General features: G+C 56.2%; 15 protein-coding genes and 1 other RNA gene. 9 read left to right on the top strand and 7 right to left on the bottom strand.

Annotated features, from left to right (window positions below; genetic code table 11):
• Positions 1-44: 44 nt before the first annotated feature.
• Positions 45-399: a transfer-messenger RNA gene (gene ssrA, locus BM400_RS11960) on the top strand.
• A gap of 373 nt (positions 400-772) precedes the next feature.
• The gene (locus tag BM400_RS11955) at positions 773-1,756 is read left to right on the top strand and encodes a tyrosine-type recombinase/integrase (protein WP_175529004.1); all 984 of its coding nucleotides are present in this window, start codon (positions 773-775) and stop codon (positions 1,754-1,756) included.
• Between the two features lie 495 nt (positions 1,757-2,251).
• On the opposite strand, the gene BM400_RS22545 is transcribed toward BM400_RS11955, so the two are convergent.
• The 4 genes from BM400_RS22545 to BM400_RS11940 all read right to left on the bottom strand — a co-directional run bounded on the left by BM400_RS22545 (position 2,252) and on the right by BM400_RS11940 (position 5,529).
• Positions 2,252-2,683, bottom strand: a complete 432-nt coding sequence (locus BM400_RS22545) for a hypothetical protein (protein WP_245781840.1) — start codon at positions 2,681-2,683, stop codon at positions 2,252-2,254.
• Positions 2,623-3,672, bottom strand: a complete 1,050-nt coding sequence (locus BM400_RS11950) for a ParB/RepB/Spo0J family partition protein (RefSeq protein WP_245781839.1) — start codon at positions 3,670-3,672, stop codon at positions 2,623-2,625. Before BM400_RS11950 ends, BM400_RS22545 begins: the two co-directional genes overlap by 61 nt.
• Before the next feature lie 474 nt (positions 3,673-4,146).
• A complete protein-coding gene (locus tag BM400_RS11945) occupies positions 4,147-4,980 on the bottom strand; it encodes an isocitrate lyase/PEP mutase family protein (RefSeq protein ID WP_089839371.1) in 834 nt (277 codons plus the stop codon).
• A gap of 63 nt (positions 4,981-5,043) precedes the next feature.
• Positions 5,044-5,529: a PaaI family thioesterase gene (locus BM400_RS11940; RefSeq protein ID WP_089839370.1), complete on the bottom strand. Its 486-nt coding sequence runs from the start codon at positions 5,527-5,529 to the stop codon at positions 5,044-5,046.
• 113 nt (positions 5,530-5,642) lie between these two features.
• On the opposite strand from BM400_RS11940, the gene BM400_RS11935 reads away from it, so the two are divergent.
• Together BM400_RS11935 and BM400_RS22065 are read left to right on the top strand one after the other, a co-directional pair.
• The gene (locus BM400_RS11935) at positions 5,643-6,980 is read left to right on the top strand and encodes an aminotransferase-like domain-containing protein (RefSeq protein WP_089839369.1); all 1,338 of its coding nucleotides are present in this window, start codon (positions 5,643-5,645) and stop codon (positions 6,978-6,980) included.
• A gap of 117 nt (positions 6,981-7,097) precedes the next feature.
• Positions 7,098-7,277 (top strand): hypothetical protein, encoded by a 180-nt coding sequence (locus BM400_RS22065; RefSeq protein ID WP_175529003.1) that lies wholly within the window; start codon positions 7,098-7,100, stop codon positions 7,275-7,277.
• A 239-nt stretch (positions 7,278-7,516) separates the two neighbouring features.
• On the opposite strand, the gene aceE is transcribed toward BM400_RS22065, so the two are convergent.
• Positions 7,517-10,222 (bottom strand): pyruvate dehydrogenase (acetyl-transferring), homodimeric type, encoded by a 2,706-nt coding sequence (gene aceE, locus BM400_RS11925; protein WP_089839367.1) that lies wholly within the window; start codon positions 10,220-10,222, stop codon positions 7,517-7,519.
• A gap of 107 nt (positions 10,223-10,329) precedes the next feature.
• Between aceE and BM400_RS11920 the strand changes: the two genes are divergently transcribed.
• On the top strand, positions 10,330-10,884 hold the full coding sequence (locus tag BM400_RS11920) for a helix-turn-helix domain-containing protein (RefSeq protein WP_089839366.1): 555 nt from the start codon (positions 10,330-10,332) through the stop codon (positions 10,882-10,884).
• A 591-nt stretch (positions 10,885-11,475) separates the two neighbouring features.
• A protein-coding gene (locus tag BM400_RS11915; RefSeq protein ID WP_425432391.1) for an IS3 family transposase occupies positions 11,476-12,587 on the top strand; the annotation gives its coding sequence in 2 pieces (ribosomal slippage) (positions 11,476-11,722 and positions 11,722-12,587; 1,113 coding nt in all).
• Between the two features lie 68 nt (positions 12,588-12,655).
• On the opposite strand, the gene BM400_RS11910 is transcribed toward BM400_RS11915, so the two are convergent.
• Together BM400_RS11910 and BM400_RS11905 are read right to left on the bottom strand one after the other, a co-directional pair.
• The gene (locus BM400_RS11910; protein WP_175529001.1) at positions 12,656-13,276 is read right to left on the bottom strand and encodes a PIG-L family deacetylase; all 621 of its coding nucleotides are present in this window, start codon (positions 13,274-13,276) and stop codon (positions 12,656-12,658) included.
• Between the two features lie 166 nt (positions 13,277-13,442).
• Positions 13,443-14,396 carry a rhodanese-like domain-containing protein gene (locus BM400_RS11905; RefSeq protein WP_089839363.1) on the bottom strand — a complete coding sequence of 318 codons (954 nt, stop codon included), beginning with the start codon at positions 14,394-14,396 and terminating at the stop codon, positions 13,443-13,445.
• A 479-nt stretch (positions 14,397-14,875) separates the two neighbouring features.
• Between BM400_RS11905 and BM400_RS11900 the strand changes: the two genes are divergently transcribed.
• The 3 genes from BM400_RS11900 (at position 14,876) to BM400_RS11890 (ending at position 18,910) form a co-directional block, all read left to right on the top strand.
• Complete coding sequence (locus BM400_RS11900) at positions 14,876-16,189, top strand: TlpA disulfide reductase family protein (protein WP_089839362.1); 1,314 nt, start codon at positions 14,876-14,878, stop codon at positions 16,187-16,189.
• Positions 16,190-16,671: 482 nt separating this feature from the next.
• Positions 16,672-18,000 carry a lanthionine synthetase LanC family protein gene (locus BM400_RS11895; protein WP_175529000.1) on the top strand — a complete coding sequence of 443 codons (1,329 nt, stop codon included), beginning with the start codon at positions 16,672-16,674 and terminating at the stop codon, positions 17,998-18,000.
• Between the two features lie 19 nt (positions 18,001-18,019).
• A complete protein-coding gene (locus BM400_RS11890; protein ID WP_089839360.1) occupies positions 18,020-18,910 on the top strand; it encodes a PhzF family phenazine biosynthesis protein in 891 nt (296 codons plus the stop codon).
• Positions 18,911-18,933 lie beyond the last annotated feature (23 nt).

Raw genomic sequence — 18,933 nt, 5'->3', positions numbered from 1 at the left:
AGTTCTTTGTAGCGCTCCAACGCAATGTTGGGCCAGCTCCAGATGGGGGCGTCACGGCTTCGACGGGATTGCTTGTGGCAGAGAGGCATGCCGGGGTGTGGACACCCGTAATCGCTCACAAAACTATAAGTGCCGAACCTCAATTCGCGCTTGCTGCTTAATTAATTAAGTAGCCGATCGCTCAGGCTTCGCCTACGGGCTTGTACCGATCGTCGCACAGTAGGCTGGTCAACGCTGTTCCGTCTGTACGGCAATGACGAGATCGATCAGGCTGGTCGTCGCCGCGTCTTCGCCCGTTCTAAGCGTCGATGACGAGACAAAGATGAACTCGGGAAAAGCATGAAGGCTCTCTGTTGGAAGTTTTTTCGGACGTGGGTTCGACTCCCACCGCCTCCACCATAACTCAACTACTCTAGAATCAACAACTTATCGAAATGACGTAGATTTTTGTACAGCGTTTGTACAATGGATTCAGCCGAGTGATCGCCAGATCATCCGGCTGGAGGCGTTTATGCTGTCTGTTTATACGCGTCACTCCGCCGATTGCCCCCGCGTACAGGATGGATCCTGGAAGCGGTGCAAGTGCCCGAAGTGGATTTGGGGAACGCTCGATGGAGAGTTTGTCCGGCGCAGCGCAAGGACACGCAGCTGGGAGCAAGCCGAGGAGTTCCGTCGCAATCTCGAGCAGTCACCGACAGCGCCACCCGTTCCCTCCCCTTCTCTCCCGGTGTCGGAGGTTGCGCCGACGCAGTTGACTTCCCCGCATCGTTCCATGCAAGCTTCGCCGCTTGCCGCTTATGGAATGCCTCCCCAGAAGAAACGAATCACGATCCAATACGCGCTCGAGAAATATCTGACCGACGCGAAGAGCCGGGGCCTGGAGAAGGCTACCCTTTCCAAACTCGACACTACGTTCAAGAAGCAGTTCCTCCCGTGGGCGATCGGTGAAGGTTTTGAATATCTCGATGAGATTGATCTTGATGCCGCTCAGAACTTCCGCTCCACCTGGACGGATGGCGCGCTCGCCAAATCAAAGAAGCAGGAACGTCTCATTGGTTTCTTCTGGTCTTGTGTGCGACGTGGATATATCACCCAGAACCCTGCGCTTGAGATGGGCAAGATCAAGGTCATTCATGTACCAACCGACTATTTCCCCCGGGACGAGTTCGACAAGATCGTCGATGCGACCTATGTGTATGGCGATCCCCGCGGCGGGTTCATCCCGCTCGAGGATCTGAGACTGCGCCTCCGCGCCATGACACTGTTGATGCGCTGGAGCGGTCTACGCATTCGAGACGCGGTCACTCTGGAGAAGCCTCGTCTACAAGGGGACAGTCTATTTCTGTATCAGGCCAAAACCGGCACCCCTGTCTATGTGCCTCTCCCTCCGTTTGTCGTCAAGACGCTCAATGAACTTCCACCCGGCGCAAGGCCTAACCCGCGATATTTCTTCTGGAGCGGCAACGGAGAGCCGAAGAGCGCCGTCGCGAACTGGCAGCGGGCGTTCCGTCGGCTCTTTGAGATCGCTGCGATCAAAAAGCTGGATGGCACCCTCAAACGGTGCCACCCCCATATGTTTCGGGATACATTCGCCGTTGAAAATCTGTTGGCTGGGATCCCGATTGACCAGGTTTCGCTCCTTTTAGGTCACGCCTCAGTCAGGATCACAGAAAAGAGCTACGCTCCCTTCGTTAAAGCACGGCAACTGCAATTGCAAGAAAGCGTGCGCAATGCCTGGCAGATTGCTTCCCTGTGATCGCAGTCTATTAGGTGCCAACTGCAATCGCGGGCAGGGATCGAATCGCTGACCTCCTCGTTGCGAAAACTTGAATTATCTAATTTTCAACAACTTAGCGCAACAAAACAACGCGGATTTTAGCCGAAAACAACCCGCCGAAACCCTTATTATTCCTTTAGTATTCCCTTATTGTTCACGTGCTGACCCGGAATCCCTCTGCGGCTCGGACGGTAACCCCGGCGTTCACCGACGTGTTTCACCCCGTAGAGCCATTCCAGGCACGATTCGGTTTGGTAAGGACCTTCTAAGAGATGCCGTGCTTGGCACATCTGGACTCGAAGAAGGGCATGAGTAAGGATTCCCGCGCAGCCGGCGAGCGGAGGCCGGAAGCTATGCTGGATGAGGGGTCGGGGAGAAACCGGTAAGGTTTCTCCCCGCGCGATTTTGGCACACGAGAAGCCGAGGGACGGTGACTTTCCGCCCCTCGGTGAAAGGAAATACTAGGCTACCTTCTTAGCACTCTTCGTTGCGGGCGATGGCACCTTCTTTGCCTTCTCCTTCGCGGCGAACTCCTGCTTCACCTGAGGGCAATGGCTTCGGTGTCCACCTTGTAGGCCGTGGCAGCTTCCTGAGGATCACGGTGGGACTGCCACGCGAGGATGCCAGCAGGATGCTCGCCTCGACCAGCAGACGTGAGAACGTACCTTCATCCGCTCGGCGAACGAAGGTCGTCAGGGTCTTGCCAATGCCTCCATCATCCCGCTTCTGGCGGATGCCGTGCTGCCTTGCCAGCATCTCGACGCGGTTCGAGTCCATGACACTAATCAGCTTCTCAAGGACGAAAAGCAGGTCACGCTTGAGCAACCGAACGGGAACGGAAGCGCTCACCGCAGCGAGGACACGGAGGCCGGTCGTGTTGGCGATGGCCTGTTCCTTGCGCTGCATGTCCTGCTCGGCCTTCCACTTCTCATCTTTGCCGCTGTTTGGCTGCTCCGGATGATGGACGGGCATTTGGGATTGGCACACACCTTATGGATAGTTCCAACGTCGCTGCCTTCCGTGATGATGGCCTCAGTGGTGAACTTGCACACCTTGAACTCGGGCCGCTTTGCATCGTCTTTCAATTTCGGCTTATCGTCCCGAATGGCCGTGTACTTGTTGCGTGGCAATACAGCGCTCCTATCTTTCGGTGCGCCATAGGCGGTGCTGATCTGTACCAACTCCGGCTTCGCGGCGACGGTCTGCGCGACGCGCGCTGAAACTTTGGCACCGTAGCAATTGGGGTCGGTGCATCTGTCACCCTGTCTTCCGAGGTCATCGTCAAACAGCAGCTTGTTATGTCCTGTCCTCTTCGGGTAGTCGGCACAACTGCCAGCAGCGGGGACAAGCTGCGCATCCCGCTTTTTGAACGGCGCATCTTTCAGGATCAATAGGATATTGCTATCAATCCAGAATTGCAGGTTGCGGACGGGCAGTAGGATACGGGTGGGCTTGTCTCCACCGTTGTAGACCTCCTTGAAACATGCCTGGAGCGCGAGTCCCTGTTGGTCGGCGGGCAGCTTCGCCAGCAAGAGCGCGTGCCCCACGCCAATCTCATCGCGATAGAAGGCCTCGACCACGATTGGAACGAGGTCAATCAACTTGAGACGCGACGCGACGTAAGCGGGATTCTTTCCGGTACGCGCGGCCAACTGTTCGATGGAGTACTTCGGCTCGTCCAGCGCCAGCAGCCGGGCGAAGCCGGTTGCTTCTTCCATCGGATGCACGTCGGCTCGAATCAGGTTCTCGACGAGAGCAGCTTCCACCGCTTCGGCATCGGTTAGATGGACAATGCGGACGGGCACGGTCGGGACTTCGGCCATCTGCGCGGCGCGGTAACGCCGTGCTCCGGCGATGATCTCGAAGCCGTTCTCGGTCAGTGGCCGAACCAGCAAGGGCGAGAGTAAGCTGTCTAGCGGCGGAGACGCTCGTCTGTCTCTTCAATCACCCCTTCGTTTAGGGGACCTTCATGTCCACATTGCGAACAATGAAAAACACCGGCAGCATCCGGTGTCCCATCCGGTTCTTCGCGCCGCGATGCGCGGCCACAAGCAGGGCAGATGTGAGCGTGAACTAATCGAAATGATCCCCGGTTGTCATTCTTGTCCCTCACAATGTGACCCTCTCGAGACAGTCAGGGAATGCGCGACCGATCGATAGCCTCATCCGCCATCGAGCGGTTTTACTTACCTCCGAGTAACAGTGCACTCTTCAGTGAACTAGCATTGCGCTCGAATCTTCGAATGCCCTACTGTTGTGCCTCGACTTGAACCAAGTGGTTGTGGAGCGCACCAGATTGGCACTCCCCTTCGGGTGTCGGATCAAAAAACAACTGGTCTTCCCGGAATCGTTTCTCGCAAGAGTTCTTCTCACCCAAAGAACTCCCTAATCTGTTCGCTAGTTGCCGCCCGCAATTGATACGTTGTGGTGCCTTGGTCGCGAAGTTCGGTAGCAGCCCGGAGAAACTCACCTATGGCTGCCTTCGCCAGAGAACCTCCCACGCTGATTCTCTTTACGCCGAGTAAGTCCAGATCCTTCACGGAGAGAGAAACCCCCTCAGATCCGAGCAGCACATTGACCGGTCGATCCAAGGAGCGTACAACCTCCGCGACTTCCTTAGCGTCGCGGAGCCCAGGCGCGTAAAGCACATCCGCACCCGCCTCCTGATACGCCTGAAGCCGTGCGATGGTGTCAGCGAGATTCGTTCGGCCAACCACGTAGTTCTCAGCACGGGCCGTGAGCGTAAATGGGAATGATAAGCTTCCCGCCGCCGCTGCCGCTGCTCGGATGCGTTCAGACGCGAGATCGATGGGATAGACAGGCTCGTCGCCCCGCCCCGTGCTGTCTTCAATCGATCCGCCCACAACTCCGGTCTCTGCTGCAAGCAGAATGGCCCGGCCTACCGCGTGCGGCGAGTCCCCAAATCCGTTTCCTAGATCTGCGGTTATGGGTAAGTTCGTGCCCTCCGCCATCTCCGTCAGGTGTTCGAACACAATATCAATCGGAACGGAGTTATCCCGCAAGCCGTGGCTACAGGCCAGGCCGAGACTCGTGCTGGCAAGAGCCTTGAATCCAAGATGCTCAAGGAGCCGTGCCGTCCCTAAGTCCCAGGGATTTGGGATCACGAACGCGCCCTTTCCGTCGTGGAGAGAACGAAAGGCTTCAGCCTTTGCTAACTGGGTTAAGCTGTTGGACCGTCTCATTGAGAACCCCTTTTGCTAGGTTGTTCGGGCAGAGTCGTGCAGGTTCCACAGGAGTGACCACATTCATCGTCCCTCCGCTCGTTCGCCGCGCAAGGTCATTACCGCGCTCGAAATGCTGGCCACTACCTTGCCGTCTTCTCGCTCAATTTCGCATAGGTAGTGGCTGATGGTTCGTCCTTTGTGCGTAGCTCGCGCGTGAGCGCGCAAGCGAGATTGCCACACGGGCCGGAGGAATGCTGCTTTCAAATCGATGGTAGTGAATGTCTCGCCAGTATCCATCAGGGTGGAATGCGCTGTGCCGATGGCCGCGTCCGCCAACTCACACAGAAGCCCCCCATGCACAGTTCCTTGCTGGTTTCCATGAATCGTTGCATCGGCGTCTAGCTCGACAACCGCCATAGCCTCCGCCACTTCGACTATCCGAAACGCTAACAAGCGGGAGATGGCAGTGGGGTAAAGCATGTGGGTGGCATCTTCAGGGGACAATCGTCCGTCCACTTGGCGTGTCAGGTATTCGAGTACAGGTAAAGGGTGGTTCGTACCGGTCATAGTGGCGACTGTCCTGCTTTCATCTTGCAAACCCGCAGCGAAACGGTACCGTTTCAAGCCAAATCATATTAGGCTATGCTAGGACAATCCAACTATTGTCCTAGGTACATTCAATGACGGCTTCGCGGACTTCCTCTCTGGCTGATGCGCTTGCTGAAAGAATTCGCAGCGGACAGCTTGCTCCCGGCACATTACTGCCGACGCATCGCAAATTTGCGGCCACTCATAAGATTGCACTGGCTACCGCAAGCCGAGTCTACGCAGAGCTCAAGGTCACGGGATTAATCGTGGGGGAGACAGGTCGCGGCTCATTTGTGCGGGAGCGTCCGCTTCAGAGGGAGTGGGATTCGGGCGATGAGGCCCGGCTCAACCGTCAGGCAGCGGATCTTTCCTTCAACCATCCCAATGTTGATGGCCAAGCCCAATTGATGAGGTCGACGCTGCGCTCGATGGCGTCGTCAGGAGACGTTGCCGCTCTCATGCATCAACAGCCCTCGGGCGGTCGCAGACATGAACGGGATATCGTCTGTCGTTACCTCGCTGCGCGCGGTATCGTTGTCGAGAATGAGCAAGTCTTCCTTGTCAATGGAGCCCAGCATGGGCTCGACGTCGCGGTTAGAGCGAAATTGCACACCGGAGATCGTGTGGCAGTAGACGCGTTGACCTATCCAGGCTTCAAGATGATCGCTGCGTCTGACGGGATAGAGTTGATTCCAGTGGCTGCATGTGGCTCTGGCCCGGACCTCGATGTTCTGGAACGGGCTTGTCGCAACCGCAATCTACGTGCCATATACAGCATGCCGACGGTGCAGAATCCGTTGGGTTGGGTGCTCGATAATGAGCAACGCGACCGTTTGGTCAACATCGCTCGACGGCACGACTGTCTGCTCATTGAAGATGCGACATATTCCTTTTTGGCACATAAGGCGCCACCCGCACTCGTCTCCATGGCGCCTGAGCGCACCATCTATGTATCGAGTCTCTCCAAGAGTGTCGCAACCGGGCTGCGTTTTGGGTTTATGGTGGTGCCCAAGCCATTCATCAGTGCCATAAAGGCCCAAGTGCGAGCCAATTTCTGGAGCATGCCCAGCCTGATAACGTCCATGGCGACACGCTGGATTGCCGATGGAACCGTGGACAGATTGGAACGACGTGGACGCCAAGAGGCTAAGATTCGTCAGGCTCTAGCGCGTCAAGCGTTCTCCGGGTTAGATTTGGTCGCCAATCCGATCTCGCTTTTTGCCTGGCTGAAACTTCCGCCCGAACTTCGCATGGATCGCGTCACCGCTGCCTTGGCTGAGCGGAATATAGCTGTCTCTACGGCACAGGCGTATGCCACTACGAAGCATGTCCCGCATGCATTGCGTGTTGGATTGAGCTCGCTTCCCATCGATGGTTTGAAGGAGGCATTACAGAAAGTACGAAAGGTGATCGACGAGTATCCCATCTGACAAGCGAAATTCCAGAAGCCTTGGGACCGCGATCTCAGCCCGCTACAAGAGTGACCTTTGACAGCCCCGCACACACTTCACCTAGCGGTCTCCTGCATATACTTTCGAACATCCCGGATGGACGACTTCACCACTCCCATCTCAAACTGGCAAGCCGGCACCACGGCTAAGCATCGCCAGCACGTCGCATCCTTCAACACGCCGGACGCGCAAGGTCATTTTGCAGGTCTATGGTTAGGCATGTCTGAAGTATTACGGCTGCTTCGTTCTCGCTTTCAGAAGCGTAGCTTCCCCTAACTGAGCCATGTACGCCTCAACATCCTGCTTCGTGAGGCGGCCGGCGGTCTCCTGCTTCATCACGTCTGACGCATTGAGTCCATACTTGCGCAGCCACTTGCGAACAAGCGGTGATCGCCGCCTATAGTTGCTTTCGCGGTGTATTGAAGTCTCCGCATTGAACCAAACGCGGGATCGGAATATTTTCATGTACTCTCCTTCTTTGCGATAAACCCACGTCTAGCTATACAAAATCATCCTTACGCGCGAGCAGCATCAGGTTTATTCGGATCAACACCAAGATCGGCCATAGCGTCCGCGACCATCTCAAGAGGCACTTTTTGTATTCTGGCGAGAGAACTAATGGCCGCGACGGTAATACTCTCAGCATCCACCTCGAAGTGACGGCGAAGGTACTCCCGGTTTTCGCTCCGCCCGAATCCATCCGTGCCGAGAGCGGTAATGCGACCAGGAAGCCAGGGTGCGAGCCCATCAACCATAATCTTCATGTAGTCGCTGGCCGCCACAATCGGGCCATCATGCCCCTCGAGAACTTGAAGCAGGTACGGCGTTCTCGATGGACCCGCCGGATGCAGGCGATTCCAACGCTCACAAGCAAGCGCATCGCGGCGAAGTTCACTGTAACTGGTGGCACTCCATACATCCGCATCGATGCTGTATTTCGCTTTCAGTATGTGCTGCGCTCTCACGGCTTCATTAAGGATGGGTCCAGAGCCGAACAGGTGAACGATAGCCTCCGCTGTTTCAGCGGATTTGAATCGGTACAAGCCCTTGAGTATGCCCGGCTCGACGTCGTTTGGCATCGGAGGTTGCACATAATTTTCGTTGTAAACCGTGAGGTAATAAAATAAATCTTCCTTCGCCTCATACATACGGCGAAGGCCATCCTGGATGATGACGGCGATCTCATACGCGTAGGCAGGATCGTAGGCAGCGCAAGTCGGAATGGTGCTGGCAAGGACATGGCTGTGACCGTCCTCATGCTGAAGGCCCTCGCCGAGTAGCGTCGTACGCCCAGCGGTCCCGCCGACCATAAAGCCTTTCCCCCTGGCATCTGCAAATGCCCATGCAAGATCACCCACTCTCTGGAAGCCGAACATCGAGTAATAAACAAAGAATGGAATCATAGGCATGCCGAAGTTGGCGTATGCGGTGCCAGCCGCCGTAAAGGTCGCCATCGAGCCCGCCTCCGTGATGCCTTCTTCGATGAGCTGCCCATCCTGGGATTCCCGATAGTAGAGAAATTGATTGCTGTCCACAGGCGTATAAAGCTGACCGTGGGAAGCGTAAATCCCGATCTGCCGAAACAATGCCTCCATGCCGAAGGTCCGGCCTTCATCGGGAATAATCGGAACGATGTATTTCGCAAGTTCCTTTTGCTTCAGCAATGCATTCAGTACGGCGTTGAAACCGGACGTGGTCGAGGCAGCACGCCCCTTCGTCCCCTCAAGCACGTCTTTGAAGATGTCTAAGGCTGGCGCGGCAAAAGCGAGTTCCTTGTGTGAATTGCGGGACGGCAGATAACCGCCAAGCTCCTCCCGCCGCTGCTTGAGGTACTTGATTTCATCGCTCTCAGGACCAGGATGATGTAGCTCAAGATGGTCGATCTTTTCTTCAGGTACGTCCATTTCAAAGCGTTTGACGATATAAGCGAGTTGCTCATCTTTGAGCTTCTTGGTGTTGTGTGCGAAGTTTCTACCTTCGGCGGCATCGCCCAGGCCATAGCCTTTGATCGTCTTCGCCAGAATGACGGTTGGAGCGCCTTGGTGTTCCGTTGCTCGTTTGTAGGCGTTATAGATTTTCACCGGATCATGCCCGCCCCGGCTGAGGGTCGCTAGATCGTCGTCCGACATGCCCTCGACCGATTTCAGCAGCTCAGGATATTTGCCGAAAAAGTGTTCCCGAAGGTAAGCACCTCCGAGTGCCTTGAACGCCTGATATTCTCCATCGACGCATTCGGACATGCGGCGGAGCAGTAGACCGCTAGTATCGCGTGCCAACAGGTCATCCCAATTGCTTCCCCAGAGGCACTTGATGACATTCCAACCTGCGCCGAGGAAGTTGGCTTCGAGTTCCTGAATGATCCTGCCGTTCCCACGAACTGGACCGTCAAGGCGCTGGAGATTGCAGTTGATGACAAAGATCAGATTGTCCAGTCCTTCGCGGGTCGCAACGGTGAGGGCACCACGCGACTCCGGTTCATCCTGTTCTCCATCGCCGAGAAACGCCCATACCTTACGGTCTGAGACGGGCACCATCCCGCGATTTTCCAGGTATTTGATGAATCGAGCCTGATAGATAGCATTGATGGGGCCGAGTCCCATCGAAACAGTAGGAAATTGCCAAAACTCCGGCATAAGCCACGGATGAGGATATGACGAAAGGCCGGGTTGCTCGCGGAGTTCGTGCCGAAAGTTGAATAGATGCTGTTGGGTGAGGCGGCCTTCGAGGTAAGCGCGGGCATAGATTCCTGGGGAGGAATGGCCCTGAAAATAAATCAGGTCGCCCGCCAGATCTCCAATGGACCCGCGAAAGAAATGGTTGAATCCAACCTCAAGGAGCGTGGCGAGCGAGGCGAACGAAGACATATGTCCGCCAATGTTTTCGTCGTATTTATTTGCGCGAGCGACCATCGCTAGAGCGTTAGATCGAATGAGGCTTTCGATACGCTGTTCAAGTACCCTGTCCCCAGGAAAGGCCACCTGCTGATCAGGAGGGATGGTATTGATATACGGCGTATTGTGTTGGAGCGGTGTGGCTACACCAGCCTGCGCGGCTCGATTCAAGAGCGCCAGCAAGAGCTGCGAGGCTTCCTGGGGGCCGTCTGCATCGATGACTTGATCCAGAGCCTCAAGCCACTCGGCGGTTTGACCGTCATTTGCGGCGGGATACGTAACTTCGTTTTTGACGCTTTTCAGATCGGCGGGATAGGCATGGCTGGACATTAGACCTCCTGCAGCATCGCCCTCCGTTTGGGAGGCTGCGAAGTTCCAACAATAGCGCTTGAGACAACAAGTTGTCCAGTTAGCGTTTCGTTGTCCTGAGAGGCAAGATGAGCCATACTGGAATGATGTCGGTGCCAGCTCGTATTCGTGCTCTTAGGAAGAAAAAAGGTTTGACGGTCGAAGCGCTTGCCGCTTCGGTTGGCGTCCATAAGGGACATCTATCCCGTATCGAACGAGGAGAGAAAGCGCCGTCTCTCGCCACGTTGGAGGCCATTGCGCGTTCCCTAAAGGTCGGGATGGCCCAACTCTTTGGAGAGAAAACCAATGAGGATGATGTAATCGTGGTTCGGAAGACCGAACGAGCCGTCAGTGGAGACAGTGAGACCTATCTCATAGAAGCTCTGCTCGCCGGGTCAGCGATGAGACCTCTCGCAGCATATATCGTGTCTCCCGGTCGGGAGTTCTTGGAGCACGATGTGCCAGATCATGTCGGCCAGGAATTTTTGTTCGTGCTCCAGGGAAAGATAGAGGTTGCCGTCGCCGATCAACTATTGGCTTTGGGTGCCGGAGACTGCGCAACCTACGATGCTGGACTTCATCACAAAGTCCGTCGGAGAAGTTCGACGGTCGCGAGGGTTCTCGTTCTTCTAGGAAGGAACTAAATACAGCGTCCCATCAGTTGTGGAGGAAGAATGATATGGCATGGCATTACTCGTTATTGCAGGATCATTGGAGCTTGTCCGTGCAATATTGAAAACTCCTCTTGGATACGGTCATGGCGCAGCACATTGTCGCTGTATCGAGCACTGTTATGAATCTTTCTTCGATCTCAGGCGCCGAAGACGTTGTCGGTTGGAATCACCTACCGATTTTGGTGGGCATCGACCCGATTGGCGTAGCGTTAGAGGGCATGGTGTCGTACGAAAGATCGTTTCGCCAATGCGTGTGCTCTTTACCGCGTTGATCTGTATCGGCACCATTGGATTGAAGTCAACTTCCATGTAGGCAAGAGACCTGGGTGACCGATTGTTGACGACACTAACCCGCAGAGCATCTGATCCTCTTCGGAAGAGTCCCGGATGCTCTTCCATTCCGACTGTAGAGCGCTCCACGGTGTCCGGGCACCCGGGACCCTCGTATCCTATTTCTTCGACAGCCCTTGAGTTCGTGGCAGATTGATCGGCCTCGGTATTTCTGTACCAGTTGAGATGTTAGTCTTCGACCAAATCTGACCTGGATAAGGGAGGTATTGGATGAAGAAGAAGCGTTTTTCTGTGGAGCAGATCGTTGGCGTGTTGAAGCAGGCGCAGGTGGGTGTTCCTGTGGCGGAGGTGATCCGGAAGGCTGGGATCAGCGAACAGACGTTCTACCGGTGGAAGGCGAAGTACGCGGGCCTGGAGGTGGACGAGGTTCGGAAGATGGCGCAGTTGCAAGAAGAGAACATGCGCCTGAAGCAGTTGGTGGCGGAGCTGACGCTGGACAAGACGATCTTGCAGGATGTGCTCTCAAAAAAATGGTGAAGCCTTCGCGTCGTGGACCGATGGTCGATCGGCTGATGAGCAGCTATGGCGCGAGTGAGCGGCATGCCTGCCGTGTTCTGTGTGTGACACGCGGAACGTATCGCTACCGGAGCTGCCTCGATCCACGAACTGAACTGCGGATGCGTATCCGTGAGATCGCTCAAGCACGAGTGCGCTACGGATACCGCAAGATCCGCGTTCTGTTGAATCGCGAAGGCTGGGATGTAGGCAAGTATCTGGTGTACCGGTTGTGCAAGGAAGAAGGCCTGATGCTGAAGCGTATGAAGCCGGCAGGCAAGCGCAAGGCCGCTCGTCTGCGCGAAGAAAAGGTCAAACCCACCGCACCGGATGAGGCATGGAGCATGGACTTCGTCTCGGACCAGCTGCAGGACGGAACGCGCTTCCGGTCGCTGACCATCGTCGATGTCTACACGAGAGAGTCGGTGGTGATCGAGGTGGGCCAGAGCTTGAAGGGAGACGGTGTGGTGCGCACGCTGAATAAGCTAAAGCTCGAACGCGGTGTTCCGAAGGTGTTGTTTTGCGACAACGGCAGCGAGTTCACCAGTCATGCGATGGACCTGTGGGCTTACCAGAATGGAACGAAGATCGACTTCTCCCGTCCGGGCAAGCCGACCGACAACGCCTTCGTGGAAAGCTTCAACGGAACCTTCCGCGCCGAGTGCCTGAACACGCACTGGTTCATGAACCTGAAGGAGGCAAAGCACCTGATCGAAGCCTGGAGGCGAGAATATAATGAGAGTCGTCCTCACGCATCTCTCGCGGACAGGACGCCAAGCGAGTTCGCCAGCCAGTACGCGGCCAGCCGCGTACTGGCTGGAACCTAAACCGGTCGAAGACTAACTCTGACCTTGGTATAGAAATGCTAGGCCCTTCACAGCTGCGCTACACTAACTCATCCAACGGCACAAAAGATCGGGCACTCCACTGCGAACGCGGTTGCCGCCTGGTGATGTCCGTGGGTCGTAGGGCGAGGCAGAATTGCAAAGACATACTGATAATGTTGACCTCTGATGAGGTCAGAGATCGTTTGTTGAATGTATCCAGAGTCCCAAAGGTGCTTGAGCCCTGAGTCACGGTCGGTTGTAAAGACCTGGTCTTTCTGTTCAAGGAAGAAATGATCCCGGATGCCGAGTATCTTTCCTGCTCGCAACGTTTCTCCTCGACGGATCGCCGGGAGTTCCCTCCGCCCTGTCTCTTCTGTTGTCAATGTCTTTCCGTACAATGGCTCCGCCAACGTGGAATAGTGAAACCCCGCTTCTCCGTTCGTGATGACCAGCTCATCCACGGTGCCTCCCAGTTGCACCGCCATTCTGTACACCGTTGCAGCGAAGTAATATTCGTCGTCCGGATGTGCGACAACAAGGAGCGTCTTGCCTGGCGGTTGTGCATAGAGCAAAACCGGCAAGACAAGAGCAATGAGTACGGCGAGCGGGACGATTCCCCGCCCTCTTGCACGAATCCCGCAACCTGGGCACCTCTTTCTGTTGACACCAAGCATCGTTGCCTTCGTCATGAATGCGTTCCCTTCCTGCTGAACTTGCGTGGGGACAGCACCGCGAGTAGTCGCGACGACAGGACCCATGTGGCAATCAGCGCTGTAAACAGAAAGCGCATGCAAAGGCTCCGTGGGGTATAGCTCGGTGGAATCCCGAACGGGACAGTTGTTGAGGGATTGATCTTCATCCAAACGGTGCGTTTGCGAGACCTGCCGCGCACCAAGCATGAAATCCGCCAACTACGTCCGTCGCGCGCCATAGACCAAGATCTTGCAGAGCCGCAGCCGCGAGGCTTGATGTATAGCCCTCAGAGCAGAACAAGATCACCTCCAGATCGTGATCGACAGCGATTGCCAGCCGCGCTTCGGATGTGGGATCGAATCTCCACTCGAGCACATTCCGCTCGACAACGAATGCGCCAGGAATGATTCCTTCGGCTGTGCGCTGGGCCTCTGGACGGATATCGACGAGTACCGCATTCCTTTTGGCCAAGGCTTCATAGGCGGCCTCAGGAGTCAACCGTCTGAGGCGAGCACGTGCCGACGCCAGCATCTGATCGATGCTTGAAGAACCTGACCAATTAGCCGACTTGAAATTCTGCGCACTCCCTTCGTGATCGCGTCTCGAGGTCTGCTCAGACTCATGGTCGCGCCGAACCAGATCGGTGCCATCCAACTCATACTCGTTCATCTCGCTCAGCGGAGGCGAATAGGCATGAATGCTAACCGCCGGCGCAAGGGACGAATTCCGAACATCATGTGTGTACTCGAAGCCAAAGCCGCGAGGCTGGCCGGGATAGATTGCATGACTCCGCTTTCCGGGAAGGTGCTCCTCGAGAACACCCGTGGTCACAACGAACGCCCCTGCGGATTCTCCGTGATCATGAAAGCCCGTGGCTTGCCCAGGCATCCAGCTGATCACCCAAATGTCATAGTCCGCTCCGAGATGCAACCGCTCATACCAGCGATGTTCCGTACGTAAGCGCACACGATCTAACCATCCCTCCGATGCGGCAAACCGCGAGACGATATCAACGAGCTGTTCCGGAGTCCTCGAGTGCGGCGCCAATTGGTTCTTCGCAACGGTAGTCGCGCTACCGTCGCCAAGGGTAAAAACTTCTTCTATTACAAGGGGCATAGGATCTCTCCAGAGCCGATCCGCAAAGAACACGTGCAAATGCACGCGAGACGATCTCGGCAGCAGCTTCGAATAAGCGATGGAGGATATGGATGAGTGTTATAGCGGCGCTTCGGGGATCTCTGAAGATGTCGCAGCTCACCCAACGAAGGGCTGGAGGCGGCGACAACAATGGAACAGAGAAAGCGTCATGCCTCGAAGCTAGCATGGGCCGGAGAATTCGGTCAATGAAACCGGAGCGCGAGTGCGACGACCTGGGCACCAAAGATTGAGCCTGGATTTTACCGTGCAACTTGACCTGCCGGTGCGGTTCAGGCTACGCTCTGACTTATGCAGACCATTTCAAGACTGGGTTGTTGTTGCCGCGCTTCGCTGGCCACCTCCGTCTTTTGTGCTGCTCGATAACCAGCACGATCCGGCCTTCCAGGTCTGATTCCCTTTCTCACCCATACCCATCGTCCTAAGAACGGAGCTTTCTCATGAAGCTTTCTGCCAGCGTCCTTGCGCTGTCTTTCGGTGCGTGCTTCGGTGCGCTTGTTGTTCCTTCCAGCGTGGCCCAGACGGCCGCGCAGGCCGCGGGTGTTTGGCAGGGCTTCGCCACAGCGCGCGGCAATCAGCAAGTCCCGATCACCATTCGTATCTCGGGCAGCGGAACGAAGCTGAAGGCGGCATTCCTTAACGGACCCGCGGCACATCCCGATGAAACGATCGCGACCACCGCGACGCTGGATGGTAGCCATCTTGTCGCCTCATTCGATTACTTCGCTCGCACACTCGACGCGACCGTTAGCGGCAATACGTTGTCTGGCACCTACGGACCGGCACACCCAAGCGCGAAGTCTGCACCGCCGACTCCGTTTACTTTGACCCGCATTGCCAAAGAAACTGATCCGGAGGCAGCGCCGCATGCTCCGGATATCTCCGGATCGTGGGAGATTGCCACCAAGAGCAACAAGGGTGAAGGAGCATGGGAGTTTCGCGTTGATCCACCTTTGGGGAAATCGCCCGTGATCAAGGCCGTGATTCAACGCATCGATGGCGACACTGGAGGACTGTGGGGAACGTGGAACGGGACCAGTTTCAATGTCAGTCACTTCACGGCAGCGGGCCCGGCTATCTACTCCGTCACTCCTCAACCCGATGGCACACTGGTGATCAAGAGCCTACTTGGGCCGGTTCACGATTCCTCGCCGAATCTCGTCGCACGCAGGACAGTCGATGCTCGCAAGCTGAACCTCCCGACGCCCACCGATCCAACACAGCAAACGACCCTGAAAGATCCCACGGTGCCGTTGGCTTTCAGCTTCCCCGATCTGAACGGAAAGATTGTGTCGAATACGGATCCTCAGTTTCAGGGCAAGGTCGTCATCGTGGCGATCGGCGGCTCCTGGTGCCCCAACTGCCATGATGAGGCTCCTTTTCTTGTGAGCTTGTACAAGAAGTTCCATTCCAAGGGTCTCGAGATCGTGAACCTCGACTTTGAGCAAGGTGACCCCGACACCGACACAGCTCGACTCAAGGCCTTCATCGCGCATTACGGCATCACGTATCCGGTGCTCGTCAGCGGAACCACGGATCAGCTTGCGGAGAAGATTCCCCAGGGAGTCAATCTAAATTGCTGGCCGACTTCGTTCTTCGTAGGCCGTGACGGGTTAGTCAAGGAGACTCACGCAGGCTTCGCGGGTCCGGGCAATACGGCGGGACATATTGCGCTCGAACACGATGTGACTGCTTTGATCGAGAAGCTCCTTTCCGAGCGCCCAACGCATCAGGCTGTACATCAAGGCAACTGATCCAAGCGCCGGAGGTGCCGTGGCCAGCACGCTCCTCCGGCGCATGGCCCTGCTATGAAGGAAAGAGTTTAGACCCTATGCTGATGAGTCTCACACGTTGTTGTTGCGGCCACTTCCACACGGCCCAAACCCGGGTGCGCTTCGCATAGCCGCGCACCTTCCAGAGCGGACCTCTCTTACGAGTGGCGCCTGTCTGCTGACACTGCATGTGACAACTCTAACTGCATGACCTCTTCATCCATTTCGATGTGAGCTTTTCCCTTCGCTCTATGGGAACGATCGCACGACGTATGGCCTGGATCTTCCAATCTGGGACGTCCACCTGCCGGAAGCGGATGAGAAGTCCAAATCGCCTTCACTCGAAGGGGTCCACGATGCCGTCTCATTCGACTACAACACGACGACTTTCGCGACGCCGGTTTCTCCAGGCAGGAGCGTTGGGCGCGGTCGCTGCTCTGCCGCTCGCCGGATACGCAAAGCGTTTGAATCCTCGGCGAGATTGGCTCACCTCCGGCCCGAATTTTCTCGAAGGCGCACTGAAAGCAGTCCAATGGATACGTTCAGCCCAGATGGATACGGCCCAGGGACGTTACTGGCTTTCGGAACCAGATCATCCGGGTAAGAAAACTTCTGCCTGTGAGCTGACCGGCATCTGTGGCGGGGGTGCGGGGATTGTCCTGTTTTTCCTGCAAATGGCGCACGCTACGGGCGAGGCCAGCTACCTCGATGATGCACGTCGCGGTGCAGATTATCTCACCGCCGTATGGCCGAATCTGCTCGGTAAGAGCGTTGAACCTTCACGCGCCAACCTCTCGTTTTATGAGGGCATCGCGGGAATCGCCTTTGCTCTTTCCGAGACAAGTAAAGCGATGAAGGAACCGCGCTATCAACAGGCTGCACTCGCTGCCACGGACGCTGTGGCGCAACCGATGGGAACCGAAACCGGATGGACGGATCCGGCACACACTGCGGATCTTGTGCTTTATCTGCTGTACGCAGCGCGAACATTTCATGTTGAGACATACCGTGCGCTCGCCATGGAAGCCGGCCTGCGCCTCGTCGCGATGGGAAAGCCTCATGAATGCGGAGGAATGAGTTGGCAGAACGCCGGAGTTACCTCCGCTGGCCAACCCTCTCTCGCCGCCGAAGACGAAACGGCGCATGTGTCTTTCACGCTCGCACGTCTCTTTGAAGAGGTGCAAGATTCAACTTTTCTCAATACATCGCTCGAAGGCGCTGCACACGTCCAGAGCGTCGTAACAGGCTCGGGGGCTCTCATCTCGTACACCTCCGCCAGCTTTCTCAGTGCATCTCATCCTGAGTTTGGCCCTGCGATCACCGGCAGAGCGCGGTTGTTCTACCAGCTCTACAAGGTAACCGGAACAGACTGCTACCGCGAACAAGCTGAGGCGCTTGCCAATGCGGCAATCCGGGCCGAGGAGTCCGTCCGCCACACACCCAACTCTTGGGAAACGGTACGCCAATCCAGCGGCGCGGCGAGTCTACTCGACCTGCTCCTCGATCTCTCCGCGGCCCTTGGGAATCTGGAATATGTCGAAATCGCCGCTTCCCTGGCGTCTCGCATTGTGGAACAGAATACCGATTTTGATGGCAAGAGCTATGTCTGGGATCAGAGATTCCCTTGGATTGTCCCCAGCGCCCTCTCTGCCCAGACGGGGTATCTCACCGGTGCTGCTGGAATTGGCGCAGCGCTTGTTCATGTCGCGCTTGCACAACGGGGAGACCTGCGACCGATTGTGTTTCCCGATAGTCCATTCTCAGACTCATGCAAACAGTTCACGATTTCCTGACGATCCTAGAAGAGGCTTCATGCGCGTACCGTTTTATTTTGTCGACGTCTTTGCTGATCAACCGCTGACTGGAAATCCGCTTGCAATCGTACCCAATGCCGAAGGCTTTGACGACGTCGTGATGCGACGGATTGCCGCCGAACTCAACCAGGCCGAGACAACTTTCATCTTGCCCTCCAGCAATGGTTCAGCACACTGGCGTCTGCGTTCCTTCACCGCTCCTGGTCACGAAGTTTTTGGCGCGGGGCACAACTCACTGGGTGCATGGTGGTGGCTGGCTGAATCAGGAGCACTGAAACTGAGTGATGGAGCAAACCAATTCACTCAAGAGATTGGAGCCGATCTCTTGCCCGTCGAGATACGATGCCGTGGATCGCAGCTCGTCTCCGTGGTCTTAACACAATCACCACCGGAGTTTGGCAACACCTGCGAGGATCTTCAGGGGTTGGCTGAAGCACTGGGGCTGAAGAGAGAGGACTTTTCCAAGCTGTTGCCCGCGCAAGTTGTCTCTACTGGCGCCGGGCATCTTCTGGTAGCAGTTCGAAACCGGGCTGCCGTTGCACAGGCTCAGCCCAACTCTCAACAGCTTGCAAAAATCTTGAAGGAGGTGGGGGGCGAGGGATGCTACCTGTATTGCCTGGATCCGGTCTCACCTTCGTCCGTGGCCCACACCAGGTTCTTCAATCCGACCATGGGCATCGTGGAAGACTCTGCGACCGGAACTGCTGCCGGCCCTCTCGCCTGCCAACTGGTGGAATACGGGATCGTCAGCGACGGTGCGACGATCATCATCGAACAGGGATATGAAATGAAGCGTCCAAGCCTTCTGAGCGTCGAGGTCAACGACAAGCTCGTAAAGCTTGCCGGACGCGGAGTGCAGGTCATCGAAGGAACCATACGCATTCAATAGACATCACACGTACCTTGATAGAC

Origin of the sequence: Granulicella pectinivorans (assembly GCF_900114625.1) — a bacterium.
GTDB classification, from domain to species: Bacteria; Acidobacteriota; Terriglobia; order Terriglobales; family Acidobacteriaceae; genus Edaphobacter; species Edaphobacter pectinivorans.
Note: the sequence above shows the minus strand (reverse complement) of the source record. Positions and strands in the feature narration are given on the sequence as shown.